This window comes from Algibacter amylolyticus (genome assembly GCF_014202225.1).
Classification (GTDB): Bacteria; Bacteroidota; Bacteroidia; order Flavobacteriales; family Flavobacteriaceae; genus Algibacter_B; species Algibacter_B amylolyticus.
In genome coordinates this window covers 232,146-253,207 of the sequence record NZ_JACHGE010000002.1, presented here as the reverse complement: position 1 = coordinate 253,207, position 21,062 = coordinate 232,146, and the positions used below count along the sequence as shown (strand labels likewise).

Annotated in this window: 17 protein-coding genes; 3 read left to right on the top strand and 14 right to left on the bottom strand. The window is 32.7% G+C overall.

The window, feature by feature from the left end; translation table 11 throughout:
• Positions 1–98: 98 nt before the first annotated feature.
• Both carB and rpmH read right to left on the bottom strand, forming a co-directional pair.
• A complete protein-coding gene (gene carB, locus HNQ90_RS06130) occupies positions 99–2,951 on the bottom strand; it encodes a carbamoyl-phosphate synthase large subunit (protein WP_144116999.1) in 2,853 nt (950 codons plus the stop codon).
• A gap of 113 nt (positions 2,952–3,064) precedes the next feature.
• Complete coding sequence (gene rpmH, locus HNQ90_RS06125; protein WP_034059443.1) at positions 3,065–3,226, bottom strand: 50S ribosomal protein L34; 162 nt, start codon at positions 3,224–3,226, stop codon at positions 3,065–3,067.
• Positions 3,227–3,520: 294 nt separating this feature from the next.
• Here rpmH and HNQ90_RS06120 point away from each other — a divergent pair, with 294 nt between their 5' ends.
• A complete protein-coding gene (locus HNQ90_RS06120) occupies positions 3,521–4,099 on the top strand; it encodes a tetratricopeptide repeat protein (protein WP_144116998.1) in 579 nt (192 codons plus the stop codon).
• Between the two features lie 8 nt (positions 4,100–4,107).
• Here HNQ90_RS06120 and cls read toward each other — a convergent pair whose 3' ends face one another.
• The 3 genes from cls to HNQ90_RS06105 are packed head-to-tail and all read right to left on the bottom strand — an operon-like array spanning position 4,108 to position 7,186.
• Positions 4,108–5,559 carry a cardiolipin synthase gene (cls, locus tag HNQ90_RS06115; protein ID WP_144116997.1) on the bottom strand — a complete coding sequence of 484 codons (1,452 nt, stop codon included), beginning with the start codon at positions 5,557–5,559 and terminating at the stop codon, positions 4,108–4,110.
• Between the two features lie 6 nt (positions 5,560–5,565).
• Complete coding sequence (locus HNQ90_RS06110) at positions 5,566–6,486, bottom strand: lytic transglycosylase domain-containing protein (protein WP_144116996.1); 921 nt, start codon at positions 6,484–6,486, stop codon at positions 5,566–5,568.
• 34 nt (positions 6,487–6,520) lie between these two features.
• Entirely contained in the window at positions 6,521–7,186 is a 666-nt protein-coding gene (locus tag HNQ90_RS06105; protein ID WP_144116995.1) for an alpha/beta hydrolase family protein, read from the bottom strand.
• 115 nt (positions 7,187–7,301) lie between these two features.
• On the opposite strand from HNQ90_RS06105, the gene HNQ90_RS06100 reads away from it, so the two are divergent.
• Complete coding sequence (locus HNQ90_RS06100) at positions 7,302–7,598, top strand: N-acetyltransferase (RefSeq protein ID WP_092852019.1); 297 nt, start codon at positions 7,302–7,304, stop codon at positions 7,596–7,598.
• 48 nt (positions 7,599–7,646) lie between these two features.
• On the opposite strand, the gene HNQ90_RS06095 is transcribed toward HNQ90_RS06100, so the two are convergent.
• Positions 7,647–8,036: a hypothetical protein gene (locus tag HNQ90_RS06095; protein ID WP_144116994.1), complete on the bottom strand. Its 390-nt coding sequence runs from the start codon at positions 8,034–8,036 to the stop codon at positions 7,647–7,649.
• A 110-nt stretch (positions 8,037–8,146) separates the two neighbouring features.
• Positions 8,147–9,478, bottom strand: coding sequence for a tRNA (N(6)-L-threonylcarbamoyladenosine(37)-C(2))-methylthiotransferase MtaB (mtaB, locus tag HNQ90_RS06090; protein ID WP_172625892.1), 1,332 nt, complete (start codon positions 9,476–9,478; stop codon positions 8,147–8,149).
• Between the two features lie 88 nt (positions 9,479–9,566).
• Here mtaB and HNQ90_RS06085 point away from each other — a divergent pair, with 88 nt between their 5' ends.
• Positions 9,567–11,186: an ABC transporter substrate-binding protein gene (locus HNQ90_RS06085; RefSeq protein ID WP_144116992.1), complete on the top strand. Its 1,620-nt coding sequence runs from the start codon at positions 9,567–9,569 to the stop codon at positions 11,184–11,186.
• Here the strand turns inward: HNQ90_RS06085 and HNQ90_RS06080 are convergent.
• The 7 genes from HNQ90_RS06080 to HNQ90_RS06050 all read right to left on the bottom strand — a co-directional run bounded on the left by HNQ90_RS06080 (position 11,183) and on the right by HNQ90_RS06050 (position 20,986).
• Entirely contained in the window at positions 11,183–11,518 is a 336-nt protein-coding gene (locus HNQ90_RS06080) for a hypothetical protein (protein WP_144116991.1), read from the bottom strand. The two genes, HNQ90_RS06085 and HNQ90_RS06080, sit on opposite strands and share 4 nt — an antisense overlap.
• A gap of 108 nt (positions 11,519–11,626) precedes the next feature.
• Positions 11,627–14,404 carry a bifunctional aconitate hydratase 2/2-methylisocitrate dehydratase gene (locus HNQ90_RS06075; RefSeq protein ID WP_144117376.1) on the bottom strand — a complete coding sequence of 926 codons (2,778 nt, stop codon included), beginning with the start codon at positions 14,402–14,404 and terminating at the stop codon, positions 11,627–11,629.
• 234 nt (positions 14,405–14,638) lie between these two features.
• The gene (locus HNQ90_RS06070; protein ID WP_144116990.1) at positions 14,639–15,778 is read right to left on the bottom strand and encodes an acyltransferase family protein; all 1,140 of its coding nucleotides are present in this window, start codon (positions 15,776–15,778) and stop codon (positions 14,639–14,641) included.
• A gap of 24 nt (positions 15,779–15,802) precedes the next feature.
• Positions 15,803–16,756 (bottom strand): AAA family ATPase, encoded by a 954-nt coding sequence (locus HNQ90_RS06065; RefSeq protein WP_144116989.1) that lies wholly within the window; start codon positions 16,754–16,756, stop codon positions 15,803–15,805.
• Between the two features lie 6 nt (positions 16,757–16,762).
• Entirely contained in the window at positions 16,763–18,217 is a 1,455-nt protein-coding gene (locus HNQ90_RS06060) for a peptidylprolyl isomerase (RefSeq protein ID WP_144116988.1), read from the bottom strand.
• Positions 18,180–19,031, bottom strand: a complete 852-nt coding sequence (locus HNQ90_RS06055; RefSeq protein ID WP_144116987.1) for a peptidyl-prolyl cis-trans isomerase — start codon at positions 19,029–19,031, stop codon at positions 18,180–18,182. Before HNQ90_RS06055 ends, HNQ90_RS06060 begins: the two co-directional genes overlap by 38 nt.
• Before the next feature lie 2 nt (positions 19,032–19,033).
• Positions 19,034–20,986, bottom strand: a complete 1,953-nt coding sequence (locus HNQ90_RS06050) for a peptidylprolyl isomerase (protein ID WP_144116986.1) — start codon at positions 20,984–20,986, stop codon at positions 19,034–19,036.
• Between the last annotated feature and the right edge of the window lie 76 nt (positions 20,987–21,062).

Below are 21,062 nucleotides of genomic sequence, written 5' to 3'. Positions count from 1 at the left end.
AAAAAAAGATATAGCGGAAAGCCCGACCCTTGTGGTAACGCCCAAAACAAAAAAAATCCCGTATAAAACGGGATTTTTAAATTTATAATATAATCTGTTTATTTACTTAAATACATTTTACGTCTTGAGTATAAATCGTAAAAGGCATCATCTTTTAAGCTGTCTATAAATAAGATGCTTTCTCCAGTACTTTTCATTTCTGGTCCTAGTTTCTTATTTACATTATGGAATTTATTAAACGAGAATACTGGTTGTTTAATAGCATAACCATTTAACTTTGGTTTGAAATCGAAATCTGTTACCTTCTTCTCTCCTAACATTACTTTTGTTGCATAATTTACATAAGGCTCTCCGTATGCTTTGGCTATAAAAGGAACCGTTCTTGATGCTCTAGGATTCGCTTCAATAATGTAAACAGTATCATCTTTTATTGCAAACTGAATGTTTATTAAACCTACTGTATTAAGCGCTAATGCGATTTTTTTAGTGTGGTCTACAATTTGTTGCATAACTAAGTCGCCTAAGTTAAATGGAGGTAATAATGAGTTACTGTCTCCGGAGTGGACACCACATGGCTCGATGTGTTCCATGATACCTATAATGTACACATTTTCACCATCGCAAATGGCATCGGCTTCTGCCTCAATAGCTCCATCTAAATAATGATCTAATAGTAATTGATTCCCTGGCATTCTGCTTAATAAATCGACTACGTGTTTTTCAAGCTCTTCTTTGTTTATTACAATTTTCATCCCTTGACCTCCTAATACATAAGAAGGACGCACTAATATTGGGAAATCTAAAACATCGGCAATTGCTGCAGCTTCATCGGCTGTTGTAGCAATATCAAACTCTGGGTAAGGAATGTTGTTTTCTTTTAATAATCTTGAGAAATGTCCTCTATCTTCAGCTAAATCTAAAGATTCGAAGCTAGTTCCTAGTATTTTAATACCATATTTTGTTAGTTTTTCGGCTAGTTTTAAGGCTGTTTGCCCACCAAGCTGAACGATAACACCTTCTGGTTTTTCGTGCTTAATAATATCGTAGATGTGTTCCCAGAATACAGGCTCGAAGTATAGTTTATCGGCTGTATCAAAATCGGTTGAAACCGTTTCTGGATTACAGTTAATCATGATGGTTTCGTAACCACATTCTGCAGCGGCTAGTACACCGTGCACACAACAGTAATCGAACTCAATTCCTTGACCAATTCTATTTGGACCAGAACCTAAAACAATCACTTTTTTCTTGTCTGATACTACACTCTCGTTATCTGCATAACGGTTACCATCGGCAGTTTCCATATCACTCTCGAAAGTAGAATAGTAGTATGGTGTTTTTGCTTGAAATTCGGCAGCACAAGTATCAACTAATTTATAAACTCTATTTACTCCTAACTCTTCTCTCTTACTATATACTTGACTCTCTAAACAGCCTAACATGTGTGCTATTTGTCTGTCGCCATAGCCTTTTTGTTTTGCTTCTAATAGTAAATCCTTTTGTATAGTATCAATAGTAAAGGTTGAAATTTCGTTATTTAAGAAATGTAAGTCTTCGTATTGCTTTAAGAACCACATATCGATTTTAGTAATCTCGTGGATTCTACTTAATGGGATTCCCATTCTAATAGCATCATAAATTATAAAAACTCTATCCCATGAAGCATAGGTCAGTTTTTCTATAATTTCATCATAATTTTTATTCTCTTTAGCATCTGCACCTAAACCATTACGCTTAATTTCAAGCGATTGTGTAGCCTTGTGCAACGCTTCTTGAAATGAACGTCCAATACCCATAACTTCACCTACAGATTTCATTTGAAGCCCTAAGGTACGGTCTGATCCTTCAAATTTATCGAAGTTCCAACGTGGTATTTTTACAATTACATAATCTAAAGTAGGCTCAAATAAAGCTGAAGTCGATTTTGTAATTTGGTTATTCAATTCATCTAAGTGATATCCTAAAGCTAATTTAGCAGCAATTTTTGCAATAGGATAACCTGTTGCTTTACTTGCTAATGCAGAAGAACGTGATACACGTGGGTTAATTTCAATAGCAATAATATCCTCTTTTTCATCTGGACTTACTGCAAATTGCACGTTACAACCACCTGCAAAATCACCAATATTACGCATCATGTGGATAGCCATATCACGCATTTTTTGATACGTTTTATCGCTTAAAGTCATTGCTGGAGCTACAGTTATAGAATCTCCTGTATGAATACCTATTGGATCCATATTCTCGATAGAACAAATAATTACAACATTATCATTTGAATCTCTAAGTAACTCTAATTCATATTCTTTCCAGCCTATTAAAGCCTTATCAATCATTACTTCGTGAATGGGAGAAATCTCTAATCCGCGAGTTAATAATTCATCAAAATCTTCTTCTTTATAAACAAAAGATGCTCCTGCTCCACCTAAAGTAAACGAGGCTCTAATAATTAAAGGGAAACCAAACTCTTGTGCAATTTCTTTACCTTTTAAATAAGAAGTTGCTGTTGCTTGAGGAGCCATTGGAATGCCTATTTTAAGCATTAACTCTCTAAACTTCTCTCTATCTTCAGTAATATTAATTGCATCAATATTAACACCAATAATTTCTACATCAAAATCTTTCCAAATGCCTTTTTCATCAGCTTCAATACATAAATTTAAAGCAGTTTGACCACCCATTGTTGGTAAAACGGCATCAATTTGTGGATGTTCTTTTAAGATTTGAATAATCGATTTTGTATTTAAAGGCAGCAGGTAAACATGATCGGCCATAGCTGGATCGGTCATGATTGTTGCAGGATTAGAATTGATTAGAATGGTTTCAATTCCATCTTCTCTAAGCGAACGTAAAGCTTGAGTTCCAGAATAATCAAATTCACATGCTTGACCAATTACAATAGGACCTGAGCCAATAATTAATATCGATTTTAGTTTAGGATTTTTCGGCATTTTTACTCGTTATTATGTTGTACTTTAATGTGTTGCAAAAATAGTAATCAGTAGATATAAAAAAAGGCATTACCGTTAAGTAATACCTTTTAATTATCAACAATTGTTAATCATTATTTTTTATGTCTAGTTTCAGTTGAAACAGATAATTTTTTTCTTCCCTTAGCTCTTCTACGAGCTAATACCTTTCTACCATTAGCAGAAGCCATTCTTTCTCTGAAACCATGTTTGTTTCTTCTTTTTCTTTTTGACGGCTGAAACGTTCTTTTTGGCATAACTTATTTTTTTAAATCTGTATAGTATTTTATGTATGAATGGCTGTGTTAAAACCGAGGGCAAATATACAAAGCCTTTATTACTTTGCAAATCATTTTTAAAAAAATTTCATAAAAATTTTTAAGAACGCAAAAACACATGCTAGACCTTTATTTATTTGGGGTAACCCTATACTTTGTCAATTATCTATATGCATATTTTAATAAAAATTTAGTTTCTTTGCACTCTTAAAACCTCAAAGCTGTTTATTTTAATAATTAAAAACCGCTTTTTTCTATTATAAATATAAAATTATGTACAATAAAATTATAAAACTAATCATTGCTGCAGGAATCATTGCTTTTGCTATTTATCAATTTACAGAAGGTGAAATTGGAAACGGTATTGCCCTTATATTTTTATCGCTAATATTTATATTTCTATATTTTAAAAATGAGTTTATTTTACTTGCCTTTTTAAGATTAAGAAAACAAGATTTTGAAGGTGCTAAAAAATGGCTAAACAAAATTAAAAATCCTGAAGCTGCATTAGTAACAAAGCAACAAGGTTACTTTAATTATTTACATGGTATAATGGTTTCTCAAGATAATATGAATGAAGCCGAGAAATACTTTAAAAAATCGCTTTCATTAGGTTTATCTATGGATCATGATATTGCCATGGCTAAATTAAATTTAGCAGGTATTGCTTTTTCTAAACGCAGAAAACAAGAGGCTCAAAAATTATTATCTGAAGCACAGAAGCTGGACAAACAAGGCATGCTTACTGAGCAAATTAAAATGATGAAACAAAACATGAAGCAAGCCGCTGGTCCTACTCAACATTATGGTGGAGGCGCTTCAGTAAGATCTCAAAAAAGAAGAGGTAGATAAACTCAAAATTAAATTAAAGGCGACCACAGCCTGCAATACGATTCTTTTACTTTTTCGAATTTAGAGCGTTCTGACCATTGGGCTGGATCCACTTTTTGGCATACCTCAAGATCATCTAAAAAATGCTGTTTTAATACTTTACTCGTTTCAATATCATATATAAAGGCATTGACTTCAAAATTAATATTAAAGCTCCTGTAGTCCATATTGGAGGTTCCTACCGTTGAAAAAATATCGTCAACCACGATAGTTTTTGCATGAATAAAGCCTTTAGTATAACGGTACACTTCAATATCGGCATCGAATAAACGCTCTAAATAAGAATTGGTGGCATGCTTAACAACCCACGAATCGGATTTTTTAGGGATTATAAGTTTTATATCTACTCCACTTTTAGATGCCACTTGTAACGCTGTGATAATTTGATCGTTTGGCACAAAGTAAGGCGTTGTTATATACACATAATCTTCGGCAGTTGTTATGGCCGTAAAAATGGCTTCCATAATATTTGCCCAATCTGTATCTGGCCCACTAGCCGCTATTTGAACCGCTACATTATTTTTACAAGTTACCTCTGGAAAATAGGATTTATCTATTTTAAGATTTGTATTAGACACAAAATGCCATGTGGTAAAAAAATTGACTTGCAATGATTTTACCGCTTCTCCAACAAGCCTTAAATGGGTATCTCTCCAAAAATTATCGTTATACTCGTTAACATATTCATCGGCAACATTAATACCTCCAACATAAGCCGTCTTACCATCAATAACGGCTATTTTACGATGATTTCTATAATTCATCTTTCCTGTGAATTTAGAAAAAACAACAGGCATAAAAGGGTAATGCTCTACTCCACTCGCTTTTAACTGCCGTTTCATTTTATTTGAGAGCTTGCTTCCAACATCATCATAAGTTAACCTTACCTGAACGCCTTCATTAGCTTTTTTACAAATAATATCTAAAAGTTGGGTACCTATTTTACCATCTTCAACAATATAGTATTCTAAATGAATATGATGTTTTGCCTGTTTTAAATCTTCAAGTAAATCTTTAAATTTTTCATCCCCATTTTTAAAAAGTTTTAACTCGTTACATAGAGTTAAAGGTGAATTCTTATTATTGTAAAGAAGCTTTACTAATTTAACTTTGTTATTAAGATAATCATCAACTTTTCTAATAGACTTACCATCTAACTCTAACTCCTCATGTATCGTTTTTACGGTAGACTGGTTAAGAACTTGTTTCCTGTTAAAAATTTTATTTTTTCGATATTCTTGTCCAAAAAGGTAATAAATTAGAATGCCAAGAAAAGGAAAAAACACTAAAACAATAATATAAGATAGCGTTTTAGTGGGATTTAAGTTTTTAAGAATCACAGTTATAACTGCCGTAATAGCAACTACATAATTGATAATTAAAAGAACAGTCCACAGATCACTATTTAGAAAGCTAGACATAACATTTTAGTTATAATAGCCTTCCTTAGGAATTTCTAGATAGTATTGTTTTCTTGATTTATTATTAAGATGCGGCTCGCGTAACCAAGGGTTATGAAGTTTTAAAACTTTATAATTAATACCAAAACGTTGTGCAAACTTGGTAAAATCTGTTACCGCAGTATCCACTTCTATTTTATAAGTTGGTACATTGGTGTACAAATCTTTTTCTCTAAAGTTAAATCCATAGTTTTTAGGATTCGATAAGATTTCTTTTAACGCTACAATTCTGAATAAATAACGCCCTGTTTCTTCGCCTAAAAGCAAATCATAATATCCAGTTACATCTTGCTCGCGTAAACGTCTAGACACACCCGCATTTCCTGCGTTGTAAGCAGCCGCAGCTAGTGTCCATGAACCTAATTGCTCCTTAGCCCTAATAAGATACTTACAAGCCACTTCGGTAGCTTTCTCTAAATTATAACGTTCATCGACATTTTTATTAACTTCCAAACCATTTTCTCTTCCTGTTGCTGGCATAATTTGCCATACACCTCTTGCTCCTGCTGGAGAGACCGCGTTTGTTAAACCACTTTCTATAACAGCTAAATATTTAAAATCGTCTGGCACACCATGTTTAGCTAGAATAGGCTCTATAATTGGGAAGTATTTTTTAGCTCGTTTAAACATTAGTAACCCGTTTGATTGCCAATACGTATTAACTAACAACTCTCTATCCATACGTTCTAAAATATCTGGATTTTCAAGCGGCATAGGTTCTCCTGCAAAATTTAAATTATCTGGCACCTGTAAGGCATAAACATTATAATCGTTAATTAGTTTAGTTTCAAAATTCTCGTCTGTTGGCGCGTCTTGTAACGCAAAAATAAATAAGCCACATAAACTTAATAGTCCTACAAACGCCAATGCTTTCTGTATAATCTTCATTTTAATAAGTTTTTTATAAAATTACAAAAATAGTTTAGCTACCTATAATTAGTTTAGGTAAATTTTCGTTAAACCATCTATATTTATTTATGATTGCAATATGAGTGCCGTTTTTAATAACAATGCAATTTTTAATATTTTTAATGGGAAAGACAGAATCATTATCACCATGAATGTGAATAATATCTGGATGACATGTTTCTTGATTCCAACATACCATTTCCTTAATAGCCCAACTTAAATACTTATTATCATTAACGGATAAATATTTCTTATAAAGCTCAATTCTTTTAGTAATAGTATCGCCAAAAGCGTACTTCTCAAAAACATCTAGTTTACTAGCCAACTGCGTAGGCACTAAAGCATATGCTTTAGTTGCTTTTGCAAGAAGCATCTTTTTAGGTAATTCATGCATGGACTTAACACTAGATACAATAATGAGTTTTTTAACCGAAACAAACTTACTCATTTCTTGAACTATTACACCGCCAAAGGAAACGCCTAATAACACCACGTTTTCATGTTTTATGTTAGTACATAAACGACGCGCATAGTCGGTTATAGATTCATTATCAATTGGAATTAGCCATTCTAGTAAATGAATTTCAAATTGATTTTCGGGCAATTTAATATATTCAAATATTTTGGGGCTTGCTGCCATTCCTGGCATGAGGTAAACATGTATTAACTCTTGAGACATAAGGCATTAAGCGTTAATTAACTTTATTCTGTCAAAAATTTTTCGTACTTTTGCACAAAGTTATTGAAATAGTACTCACTATTTTAACTTTCCTAAGAATTAAAACAAAATTAACATGGTTGAAGCTGCAGAATTAATTGACAACGATTTTCTACGTCAATTTGAAATTAAAGTAGACAATGATTTAGCAATAATTGAATACTCATTACAAGAAAGAAAAATATTTTTAACCAAACTAATTATCCCAGAAAACATTAAAGATGAAGATTTTAAAAAGGAATTTTTATCGCTTGTTTTTGAGGAAATAGGATCGCGTAACTTAAGTGTTATGCCTACTTGCCCAGAAATTGCAAAATTTGTAAGAAGCAACAGAAAATACAAACGTATGCTTCCTGTAGGCGTAAGAATTTAAATGAAAGTACAAAATAAAAAAAAGCTAAAGTTTTACTTTAGCTTTTTTTTATTCTTTTCCGTAATATTTGGAATAATCATTAGAAATTTTACTCAATACCACGTCCTCAGCGGTATCTAAAACCAATTCATTATCCACATTAAATTGATAAGTATCTTTACTTGTTCCATTAACCTCAATAGTATCATTTTCTATTTTCCATGAAAATGGCGATGCCGAAGATGTTATTTCTCCAGTACCAAACTCAACTTTATTAATTTCAAAACCGGTGTTTTTCTTTCCAAAAACCAACTGAAATGTATTAGTTTGACCATCAAGTACCTTCACCTGTTCCCAAATACCACGCAAATTATTTTCTGCTCCATTTGTATCCTTAGTACAAGATGTAACAACAAGTAATAATAGTACAATTACTACAGATTTTAAGGCACGTTTCATTAAGAGTTTTTTAGAATGAACCAAATGTAATATCATGACAAAATCTAAGACAATTAAATCGATAAAAAGCAACAAAGAGAGGTGAACAACTTAAAAACTCGATAAATTAGTTAATTAGCTTTTATTAAAGTCTCCACAAACTTTAATCGTACAAGACCATCATCATCTATTTCGGTTAATTCTACTTGATGCAATGTATTTACTAATTTTGGATTCCATGGTGTTTTAACTTTTACATAGTTTTCGGTAAACCCATGAATATAACCTGCTTTATTTTCACTTTCAAATAATACAGTACGTGTAGACTTTAATTGACTCTCGTAAAAGGCACGACGCTTTTTAACCGATAAACCACGTAGCATCTTACTACGTTTACTTCTAACATTATTTGGCACGACATTATCCATAGTAGCTGCCTCGGTATTATCGCGTTCCGAATAGGTAAAAACATGCAAATACGAAATATCTAAATCTGTTAAAAAATTATAGGTTTCTAAAAAATGCTCGTCTGTTTCTCCCGGAAAACCAACAATAACATCTACTCCAATACAAGCATGGGGCATAACCTCTTTTATTTTAGCAACACGATCCACATATAACTCACGCATGTAACGGCGTTTCATTTTTTTAAGAATGTCGTTACTACCAGATTGCAACGGAATATGAAAATGAGGTACAAAAGCTCTAGATTTCGAAACCAAATCTATAGTGTCATTTTTAAGTAAATTGGGTTCAATGGAAGAAATACGTAAACGCTCGATACCTTCTACCTTATCTAACTCGGTTACTAAATCTAAAAAAGTATGCTCGTGTTTTTTATTACCAAACTCACCTTTACCATAATCGCCAATATTAACACCTGTTAAAACAATTTCTTTTATGTTTTTAGCCGATATTTCTCTAGCATTTTCTAAAACATTTGCCATAGTATCACTTCGTGAAATACCACGTGCCAAAGGAATAGTACAGTAAGTACATTTATAATCGCAACCATCTTGAACCTTTAAAAATGCTCGTGTTCTGTCGCCTATGGAGTAACTACCTACGTAAAAATCGGCTTCTTCAATCTCGCAAGAATGCACTTCGCCAAAATCGTTTTTAGAGAGGTCGTTAATATAATCAGTAATCTTAAATTTTTCGGTTGCTCCAAGTACTAAATCCACACCATTAACATCGGCTAATTCCTGTGGTTTTAATTGGGCATAACACCCTACAGCTGCCACAAAAGCATCTGGATTAGCTTTTTGAGCTTGCTTTACAATCGTTTTAAAGCGCTTATCGGCATTTTCTGTTACAGAGCATGTGTTTATAACATAAATATCTGCTTTTTCAGCAAAATCGACCCTATCAAACCCTTCATTGTTAAAATTTCTAGCAATGGTAGAGGTTTCTGAAAAATTTAGTTTGCAACCTAAAGTATAAAATGCGACTTTTTTATTCATTATAATTTGTTAATCCGAACTTGTTTCAAGGTAATTTAAAATTTATCTTTACCATTAAAAGATTGCAAATTTACAATTTATAACTTACATGAAAAAAACTATTAAAACACAAATAATCAACTACTTATCAGTTAGTTGTATCATGTTTTTTCTTTTTTCATGCCATAATGATGCTTCTAAAAAAAATGATCATCTCGTATTTCGTTATAATGAATATGCTAATATTAACACTTTAGACCCCGCATTTTCGAGAACACTTCAAGATAATTCGGTGTCTAATCAACTATATAATGGCTTACTACAGCTGGATAACAACTTAAATCTTTTACCATCTATTGCTAAAAGTTGGAACGTATCTCAAGATGGTTTAATTTATACTTTTAATTTACGAAACGATGTTTACTTCCATAAACACGAATTATTTGGTAAAGACTCTACTAGAACCGTTGTTGCTAAAGATTTTACTTATAGCTTAAACCGATTAAGAGACGAAAAAATTGCTGCTCCTGGCAGTTGGGTTTTAAACAAGGTTGATGACTTTAAAGCTATTAACGATACTATTTTCCAAATTAACTTAAAACAACCTTTCCCCGCTTTTATAGGGCTTTTAGCCATGAAGTATTGCTCTGTTTTACCTCAAGAAATTGTAGAACATTACGGTACCGATTTTCGTGCTAACCCTATAGGAACAGGACCTTTTAAATTTAAACGTTGGGAAGAAAACATAAAACTTGTTTTTAGAAAGAATGAAAATTATTTTGAAACAGACAGCGTAGGTAATAAACTTCCATATTTAGAAGCTGTGGCACTTACCTTTTTGCCCGATAAGCAAAGTGAATTTTTACAATTTGCTCAAGGTAATATTGATTATTTATCCGGTTTAGATGCGTCCTACAAGGATGAACTGTTAACGGCCGATGGCAAACTCAGAGCCAAATACAACCAAAGCGTTGATATGATTCGAGGGCCATATTTAAACTCTGAATATCTTGGGTTTTATTTAGATTCTAAATCGCCAGAAATACAGTCGGAGCTTATTAGAAAAGCCATTAATTATGGTTTTGACAGAAAAAAAATGATGCTGTATTTACGTAATGGTATTGGAAACCCTGCAAATGGTGGCTTTATTCCTAAAGGTTTACCAGGACATGACACGTCTATAGGTTTTAGCTATAAACCACAACTAGCAAAGCAACTCGTTGAACAATTTAAAGCTGAAAGTGGTATTAGTAACCCGGAAATCACTTTAAATACCACAAGTAATTATTTAAGTTTTTGTGAATTTATACAACGTGAACTTGAAAAAACAGGCTTACAAATTAATGTTGATGTGTTGCCAGAAGCAACCTTAAGATCTGCCCGATCTAACGGAAAAGTAGATATGTTTAGAAGTTCTTGGATTGCCGATTATTTAGATGCCGAAAACTACTTATCTATTTTTTACAGCAAAAACTTTGCTCCTGGTGGCTCTAATTACTTTCATTATAAAAACGACATGTTTGATAGTCTTTACAACAAAGCCTTTACCATAACCGATATTGAAAAACGGAAACATTTGTATACCAAAATGGATTCCTTAGCCATGGATAAGGCGCTAATGGTACCATTATTTTACGATGAAGTTGTTCGTTTTACTAGAAAAAATGTAAAAGGTTTAGGTATTAACCCTATAAACATGTTGGATTTACGGTATGTTAGTAAAGATTAGATATCCTCTATATTTTTACCAATATCATCAATTTCATCTTTAACAACTACTACCGATTTTTTCCATTTACTTTCTAAAAACATGTAAAAGCCCCATAATGCCAATAATGCTGCTGGTAAGCCAATAAAATTAGCTCCAAAATTATTATCCCAATCAATTCCCCAATCGAACACATATATATCCAACAAGGCTATAAGCATTCCGAAAACAAAACTGGATACATAATATAAAACCACACCTAAAATAGCGTAAAGCCATTTGTTTTGGTTGTATTCCTCTGCTAAGTCGTAAAATCGCTTTCCTATAAAGTAGATTAATAAAATGCCTAACATAATTATGTATTAAGTTTTAAAGTGAGCAAGATAACTAATTGTATTGAAAACAAAATCCCGAATCTAGACAGACTCGGGATTTATAAATATTACTATATAACCTATAAATTAGCTTACTAATTGCTTTGTAGAAGGTTTAAACTTAGTTAAAACAATACCATCAACAGCGGCTTCATACTCTGCCATAGTTGGTGTTCTACCCAAAATTGTAGATAATACTACAACAGGTGTAGATGATAATAAAGATTCACCTTTTTTCTCGCCAGTATCTTTTACAACACGACCTTGGAATAAACGCGTAGATGTTGCCATTACCGTATCTCCTGGTTCTGCTTTTTCTTGGTTACCCATACAAAGATTACAACCTGGACGCTCTAAATACAACATGTTTTCGTATTTAGTACGTGCTAACCCTTTTGGTGCGCTATCGTCAAATTCAAATCCTGAATACTTAACTAAAATTTCCCAATCGCCTTCAGCTTTTAACTCATCAACAATATTATATGTTGGAGGTGCCACTACTAAAGGTGCTTTAAATTCAACTTTACCATGTTGTGCTTCAATGTTTTTAAGCATTTGAGCTAAAATCTGCATATCTCCTTTATGAATCATACAAGATCCAATAAATCCTAAATCTACTTGTTTAGTTCCTCCGTAGAAAGATAATGGACGAATAGTATCATGTGTATAACGTTTAGATACATCATCATTATTTACATCTGGATCGGCAATCATTGGTTCAGCAATTTCGTCTAAATCAATAACAACATCAGCATAATAGTTTGCATCAGCATCTGGTTTTAAAGCTGGTTTAATACCTGTCTTTAATTCCTGTATTCTAGCATTTGCTTTATCAACTAAACCTTGAAGTACTTTATTGTCATTATCCATACCCTTATCAATCATGATTTGGATACGACCTTTTGAAATTTCTAATGATTCAATCAATGTTTCTTCTTCTGAAATACAAATAGAAGCCTTAGCTTTCATCTCTGCAGTCCAATCTGTAAATGTAAAGGCTTGATCGGCAGTAAGCGTACCAATATGAACCTCTATGATTCTTCCTTGGAATACGTTTTCTCCACCAAACTGCTTTAACATTTGTTGTTGTGTAGCGTGTACCACATCACGGAAATCCATGAAGCTTCTCATTTCACCTTTAAAAGTAACCTTTACAGATTCTGGAATTGGCATAGTAGCCTCACCTGTAGCTAATGCTAAGGCAACAGTTCCTGAATCGGCTCCAAAAGCTACACCTTTAGACATACGTGTATGAGAATCTCCACCAATAATAATATCCCAATCATCTACAGTAATGTCATTTAATACTTTATGAATTACATCGGTCATAGCGTGATATTGTCCTTTAGGGTCACGTGCTGTAATTAAACCAAAATCGTTCATAAAACTCATTAATCTAGGAATGTTAGCCTTAGATCTATCATCCCAAACAGAAGCTGTATGACAACCCGATTGGTAACCCGCATCTACAATTGGAGAAATGATAGTCGCTGCCATCATCTCTAATTCTTGAGATGTCATTAAACCTGTAGTATCTTGAGACCCTACAATGTTTACTTCAACACGCACATTAGAACCTGCATGTAATGTTTTACCTGGAGTATTTCCAACAGCATTTTTGTTGAATATTTTTTCAACAGCTGTTAAACCTTGTCCTTCAACAGATACTTCTTTAGAAGGTGCGTAAACTTGAGGAATATCTATTCCTAATATTTTACAAGCTAAAGTTTGTAATTTTTTACCGAAAACAACAGCGTAAGAACCTCCTGCTTTGATAAACTCCATTTTTGGTGGTGTTAATGCAGCAGAAATATCTTTTAACTCTTTATCTCCGTTATATAATTTTTTTGTTTTTGTATTAATGGTTAATACCGTACCTGTAGCTACAGAATAAACTTCTTCTAAAACTGGTTCTCCATCAGCATCTACAACAGTATTACCGTCTGCATCCTTTTGTTGTACCCAGTTTTTTAAATCGATACCAATACCACCAGTTACTCCAACAGTTGTTAAGAAAATTGGTGCAATACCATTTGTTCCAGCAATTACAGGAGCAAAATTGATAAATGGCACGTAAGGGCTAAAAGGAACACCAGTCCATAACGCTACGTTATTTACACCAGACATTCTTGAAGATCCAACTCCCATAGTACCTTTTTCGGCGATTAACATCACACGTTTATCTGGGTGTTGCTCTTTTAAAGCTAACAATTCGTTTTGCATGTCTTTGTTATGCTCAAACATACACTGACCGTGTAATTCACGATCTGATCTTGAGTGTGCATCAGCACCTGGAGATAATAAATCTGTAGAGATATCACCAACACCTGCTATATAAGTTACCACTTCAATTTCTTCCTCAACATCCGGTAACTTGGTAAAGAATTCTGCTTGCGAGTAGCTTTCTAATAATTCTTTAGCAATTGGGTTTCCTGCTTTGTAAGCATCCTCTAAAAGTTCCATATCTGCCTCGTATAAAAACACTTGTGTTTTTAATACTTTAGCAGCCTCTGCAGCAATAGCAACATCTTCTCCTAAAGCTAAAGCTAATAAAACTTCTATAGAAGGTCCACCTTTCATGTGAGACAATTGCTCGAAAGCAAAAGCAGGAGTGATTTCAGCAACTATAGACTCTCCTAAAATAATTTCTTTTAAAAACTTAGCTTTTACACTAGCAGCACTCGTAGTACCAGGCAATACGTTATAAATAAAAAAGTTAAGAGAATCTTCTCTATACTCATTATGTACATCTTTAATTTGAGCAATAATTTCACTCAATAATTCCGCTCCATCAATAGGTTGTGGATGAAGCCCCTGGCCTTTTCGCTCTTCGATCTGCTTAAGATAGTCGTTATACGTGTTCATAAAAGAATTTGTTTTCAATGTTAAAATGACATGAATACTTACATTCCATGCCATGTAATATTATTTTAGAGTTGTTTTTTTAGTCCTTGCAAACTTAAAGAATTTAAAGCAAAGTTTTAAAAAGAAACTATGGAATACAACAAGTAATTATAGTTATTTATTATAGTAGTATTATTTATTTATTTGATTGTCTATTTTTTATCATTTCACTAAATAAACTAACAATTTTTCAAGCTAATCGTAAATAAACCGTTTAATATATCTTGAATCTCTTAAATTAGTTATAGGATTTTCAAAAAACTTATATAATAAATAAGCCAGTAAAAATGAAATAAGCCAATAGGCGACCAGAATTATTAATTTTACAATACTTGATTGCGAGTTAATATCTACAAAATGCTGAATTGTGAGTAACACTATAGAGTAATTAACCAAGTATAACCCATAAGACCATATACTAATGGAAGTGATTTGTGAGTTAAAAAACCTTTTAGGCTTCCACTCTAGAAAAAAAGGAAACAATAATAATAAACTTATGGACAATAATGGTAGGTAGAAAATATTAAAAAAGAGTGTTGCGTTTTCTGGCTGTACACCAAAACTAAAAATTAAAACATGTATGCCTAAAAAAAGAACAAGACCTAAACCGAAAAGCAAATTTTTATACTTTACAATTAACATATTAAAATTATAGATTAAAAAAGCCACCAAAAAACCATAATAGATGCTATCGATTCTGTAAATAACAACCTTGCGAATATGCTGACTCCAATCGTGCATAGACTCAATACTGTTATTAACATGAAAATTAAACCTAAAACAAGTAACCCCAAATATTACAGAAAAAATGGTTATTAAAAACAGCGTATTATAACTCGTTTTCTTGAAGCAATATACTAAGCCAAACATTATTAATGGTCCTATTATATAGGCATACTCTTCAATAGATAAGCTCCATGCTTCGGTAAAAAAATCGGGATGTGGACTGTTGAAATTTTGAATAAACCCAAAATAGCCGGCTATACCATTTATAACTTCTCCTTTTAAAGCCCATAATAAGGCTATGTTTATAAGTAAGATTAAAAAATAATTTGGTAAGGTTCTAAACCAACGTCTAACCCAGAAATAACCAAAATCTTTAAATTTTGTTTCTCCCTTTTGTAATTGTTTTAAAAGTATAGTTCCTATTAAAAAACCACTTAAAACAAAAAATAAATCGACTCCAACTGTACCAAAAAATTGAATGACGGTTATTATAATATGTTGTTGATTAGGAAAAAGTAATAACGTAGAATGAGAAAACAACACCAATAGAATGGCTATTGCTCTAAGCACATCTAATCCGAAGATTCTATTTTTAAGGTTTATATACATCGAAGTTTATTCAATGTAAAGCTATTAAAATAAACTTTTAATAATTTGCTCTTCTGAAACACCTTCGGCCTCGGCCTTATAATTTTTAATAATTCTATGACGTAAGATACTTTGCGAAACCGCTTGTATATTTTCGATATCTGGTGAAAACTTACCTTGTATAGCAGCATGTGTTTTTGCTGCTAATACTAAGTTTTGAGAGGCTCTTGGTCCTGCACCCCAATCGACATAGTTTTTTATAAGCTCTGGTGCTGCATCGCTATTTGGTCTTGTTTTACCAACCATTGAAACGGCATACTCAATAACATTATCGGCTATAGGAATACGACGAATTAGACTTTGAAATTCAACTATTTCTTTAGCCGTAAACAAAGCGTTTACTTTTACCTTAACATCAGACGTTGTTGCTTTTACAACCTGTACTTCTTCTTGGTATGTTGGATAATCTAAATTAATAGCAAACATAAAACGGTCCAACTGCGCTTCGGGTAACGGATATGTTCCTTCCTGCTCTATTGGGTTTTGTGTTGCTAAAACAAAATATGGTAAATCTAAATTATAACGATGACCAGCCACTGTAACCGAGCGTTCTTGCATAGCCTCTAATAAAGCTGCTTGAGTTTTAGGTGGTGTTCTATTAATTTCGTCGGCTAAAATAATATTTGCGAAAATAGGCCCTTTTATAAATTTAAAATGGCGGTCTTCATCTAAAATTTCACTGCCTAAAATATCACTAGGCATTAAATCTGGTGTAAACTGAATACGTTTAAAATCTAATCCTAAGGCCTGCGCAATAGTATTAACCATTAATGTTTTTGCTAAACCAGGAACACCAATTAATAGTGAATGTCCGCCAGAAAAAATTGAAATAAGTATTTGGGTAACAACTTCGTCCTGTCCAATAATAACTTTGGAAATTTCAGTTTTTAAAGCTTTAAACTTTTTTACAAATTCTTCAATAGCAGCAACGTCCGACATACTTTTTTATTTTTTTAACCAGTTACCAGAAAATTCACAAGATCTATGCTCTTTACTTATTTTAACGTAAGTATCAAGTATTTTTTCATCTTGCCATTTTTCAATAGCTCTAATTTTCTTTTCTTCTAAAGCTAAATCTTTAATTTTTAGATAATCGCGAGCGTAATCTGCAGTGTGCTCATCGATTCTATCTGTAACCATTAAAAGTTTAAACTTCTGTCCTCCTGTTCTATCTTCTTCTCTTAAAACTAAACTAACTTCGTTGTCTTTTAAGTTTTGAATTTGAGCGTATAATTCTGGATCCATTCTGGTTAACTCAAAATTATAATCTTGTGTTGTTGGGTTAATTAATTGACCTCCATCACCTCGAGTTTCTTTCTCGTCACTTATTTCTCTTGCGGCATCAGCAAACGTAATATCGCCAGCTACGATACGCTCTCTTACTTTTTCTAAGCGCTCTTTAGCTTCTGTAACAGCCTCACTAGATACTTTAGGCGTTAATAAAATATGAGCCACATCGTACTCTTGACCTCTAATTTTCTCTAAAGTTATAATATGATATCCAAAATCTGTTTTAAAAGGCTCTGACACTTCTCCTTCTTGCAAAGCAAAGGCTACTTGTCTAAACTCTTTAACCATTCTTGGTTGCTTCTTGTTAAGTGTGTATTTACCTCCTTTACTCGCCGACCCTGGATCTTGAGAATACAATACAGCTTTAGAACGGAAACTTGCACCACGCTCTATAATATCTGCTTTAAATTGCTTTAAACGGTTAATAACACGTTCGCGTTCTTCTTCTGAAACTTTAGGTTCTGCAACAATTTGCGCTACTTTAAGTTCTGTTCCAAACGTTGGTCTTTGATCTTCAGGAATTTTATTAAAAAAATCTCTTACTTCCTCTGGAGTAATTTCAATTTCTTCAACAATACGCGCTTGCATTCTTTGTGCTAATAAGTTTGATTTGTTGATTTCAAACATTTCATCTCTAAATGTTTTCTCGTCGTCCTTCTTATAAAATTCTAAAAGACGCTCCATAGAGCCATTTGTTTGTTGTAAAAACTGTTGGATTTGATAATCTACATTTTTTCTTACTTCGGCATCAGAAACAGGAATACTATCTTGAATAGCATGATGTGCATATAGTTTTCTTTCTAACATTAAACCAAATAATTCGCAATCTTCTACCCCTTCAATAGATCCTCCACTTGCTGTTATTTGATCTTTTTCTTTTTGAATATCCGACTCTAAAACTATAAAATCACCAACCACGGCTGCTACACCATCTACCTTTCTAGCATTTGATGTATCAACAGAATCTACTTTTTTAGTAACTACCTCTTTAACTTCATCTTCAATAATCTCTTGAGCATTTACAGCATTTGCTGTTACTAAGGCTACGCATAAAGAAAATACGTATTTAAGGTTAATTGTATATTTCAAATTGTTTGTTTTTAATCGCATCTTTGGTGATATCTTTTTCTAATTCTCTTATAAACTCAAGCTTACGCTTGTTAATAACTATTTGGTCGATAGTTGGCTTAACATATTCCAATGGTGCCGTATCGTTTCTAACCAAAACATCATTAATTTGCATCAAATATACTCCTAATGAATCTTTGAGTTGTACAAAATTAGATTTTTTTAACAGTTGATTTCTATTTTCAGAATTTACAGCTGGAATTTTCTTAATAACTTGACTCAATTTAATCCAAATGGAGTCGTTAAGCGAATAGGATTTAAACTGAATGGAAATAGAATCTAGTGCCTTTCTATCTTCGCTATTATAGCGTTTCAGTTTCTTTTTAATATTATCAAAATCAATGATGTTTTCATTTACATGGATGTAACGGAACTTAATAAGCTCTTCATTTAATTTAAAAACCTCCTTGTTATTATTGTAGTAAATCTCAGCCTCTTCAAACGACACTTTTCTATCTACACTGCGTTCCACCAGCGCCTGTATGTAGGCTTTACTATACAAATCGTTTTTGTATTGTTGTACCAACCTGTCAAAGGCGACTTGTTTATCTTCTCCTAAATTTAGTTTTGCACCATCAACAAGTAATTGTTGTGTAGCCCAACGCTTAATAAAATTTTGCACTATTAAGGTGCTATCCTCTTGCGAGGCATCTTCGGAGACTAAATCTTCAATATCATCTAAATACAAGTAGTTTTCATTTACGCGTGCTATTGGGCTGCCTTCATCGGATGTTTTTAAAAACTCGCATGAGCAAACCGACACTAAAACTAACAGAATAAATATTTTTTTACGCACGCTTATTTATTAAGTTTAGTTTTTACCGCTTGTAAAACGTCTTGATTAACATCAATTTTATATTTAGCCTTTAAGGCTTTAAGCCAATTTTCTTCTTTATAATTTTGATAATCGCTAGTTACAGCGCCTTTAGCTACATCGAACGTTTTTTGTGCTTTTGGAAATATTTCTTTAACCTTGACTACCACAAAAGCATCGTTATGCTTATAAATTTTAGATACTCCTTTTTTGAAGTTGAATTTCTTAGGAAGGGTTTGATGGCTAGCATCCATAACATCTGAAGTAAAAATAACATCGACATTATCATTACTGTTCACTAATGATTTAATACGATCTATTGGCATATTTTCATTAAGTAGTTTCGATACTTTTTTTAATGTTTTTTGTTTAGGTGATGTTGCCACAATCGCATCTATACGCTCTTCCTGCATATAATCAGTCTTATGGCTATCGTAATAATTTCGAATACCTGTAGAATCTGTTTTTGAAGCATTCCAAATGGTTGTTTCCATTAAATCGAATAACAATAACCCATCTCTATATTCTGCCACAATATTTGCATAATCTTCATTATCCTCTTCTAAATGCGTTTCTTGATAATCGATTAAGTTTTCATTTAAAAAGGCTTCGTATTTATTTGATACTAATCTCTTAAAAGCTTCTTTAACCGAAGTGTTACGCTGCGTGTTAGTTAAATACACACCAAAATCGTTATACGTTAATTTTTTGTCTCCAATCGCAACTAAAGGTTGATTACCTGCAAAATCCGATGGAAGCTTCCAAGTTTTCTTAAAATAATCATCATTTAAAATAGAAATGAAATAGTTTAAATTTGGTGGCGTATCGCTAATTGAATACTTAGCTCTTAGTTTATCGGTAAGTGCTTTATCAATAAGCTTAGATCTGCTATCGCGTTTTACTTTCTCTACTAATTCCGGCTTAATAGTTTTAAGACTTGGTACTCGCGAAATTTCATGTAATTTTACAATATGCCATCCAAAATCTGTTTTAAAAGGTTTCGATACATCGCCTATATTTTTTAATCCGAACGCCACATCTTCAAATTCCTTAGCTCTTAATTGTCCACTTGAAAAAGCTTTAAGCATACCACCTTTTGATGCTGAATTTTTATCGTCTGAAAACTGTTTCGCCAATGCATCAAAAGCCTCACCTTGATTTAGTTTTTTATAGATATCTTGAATTCTAACTTCTGGATTTTCTGCTAAAGAATCATTTTTATTTTCTACTACCATAATATGAGCAACAGTGCGCTCTCCTCTAGATTCTCGTTTATCTAAAACATGAAGTATATGATAGCCAAAACGCGTTCTAAACGGTTGAGAAATATCACCAACATTTGTATTAAATGCAGCATTTTCAAATTTATAAACCATTTTAAAACCACCAAAATAACCAAGCTTCTCGCCATAAACGGTTTGTCCGTTATGTACTTCTGCTCTCACTTTTTCAAAACCTTCTTTTAAAGCTCGTTCTCTTAATTTAGTTATTTTATTAAAAGCGATAAGCGAATCTTGAGGTGAAGCATTTTCATTAAGTTTAACTAAAATATGGTTAGCGTTAACCTCGTTTAACGTTCTATCGTAAGCCTCTTCAACCAAAGCATCCGTAACCTTAGAGTCTGTTATATAGTTTTTTGCTAATTGCTTTTTATAGCTAGATAATTCTCTTAAATAGGTTGGTTTCTTGTCCAACTCTAAACTTTTGGCTTCTTTTAGCTTTAACTTATAGTTTGTAAAAAGCGTTAAATAAGCATCAACATCTTTTTGCGATTCATCTTGAACCAAATCTAAATTTTTATTGTAAACTCTTAAAAATTCCGAAGCATATACGGGAGCGCCATCTACGGTAAAAAGCACGTCGTCTTCTGCAGTTTGTCCCTTTACGTTTAACGCTGCTAAAGTTAAAAACAGAGTAAATAAATATCTTAATGTCATCAGATTAAATTTTAAAGTGTTCATCGATTGCGTAGCATAACGCTAATATTAGTTATAGTATTACAGCCTCTTAGTT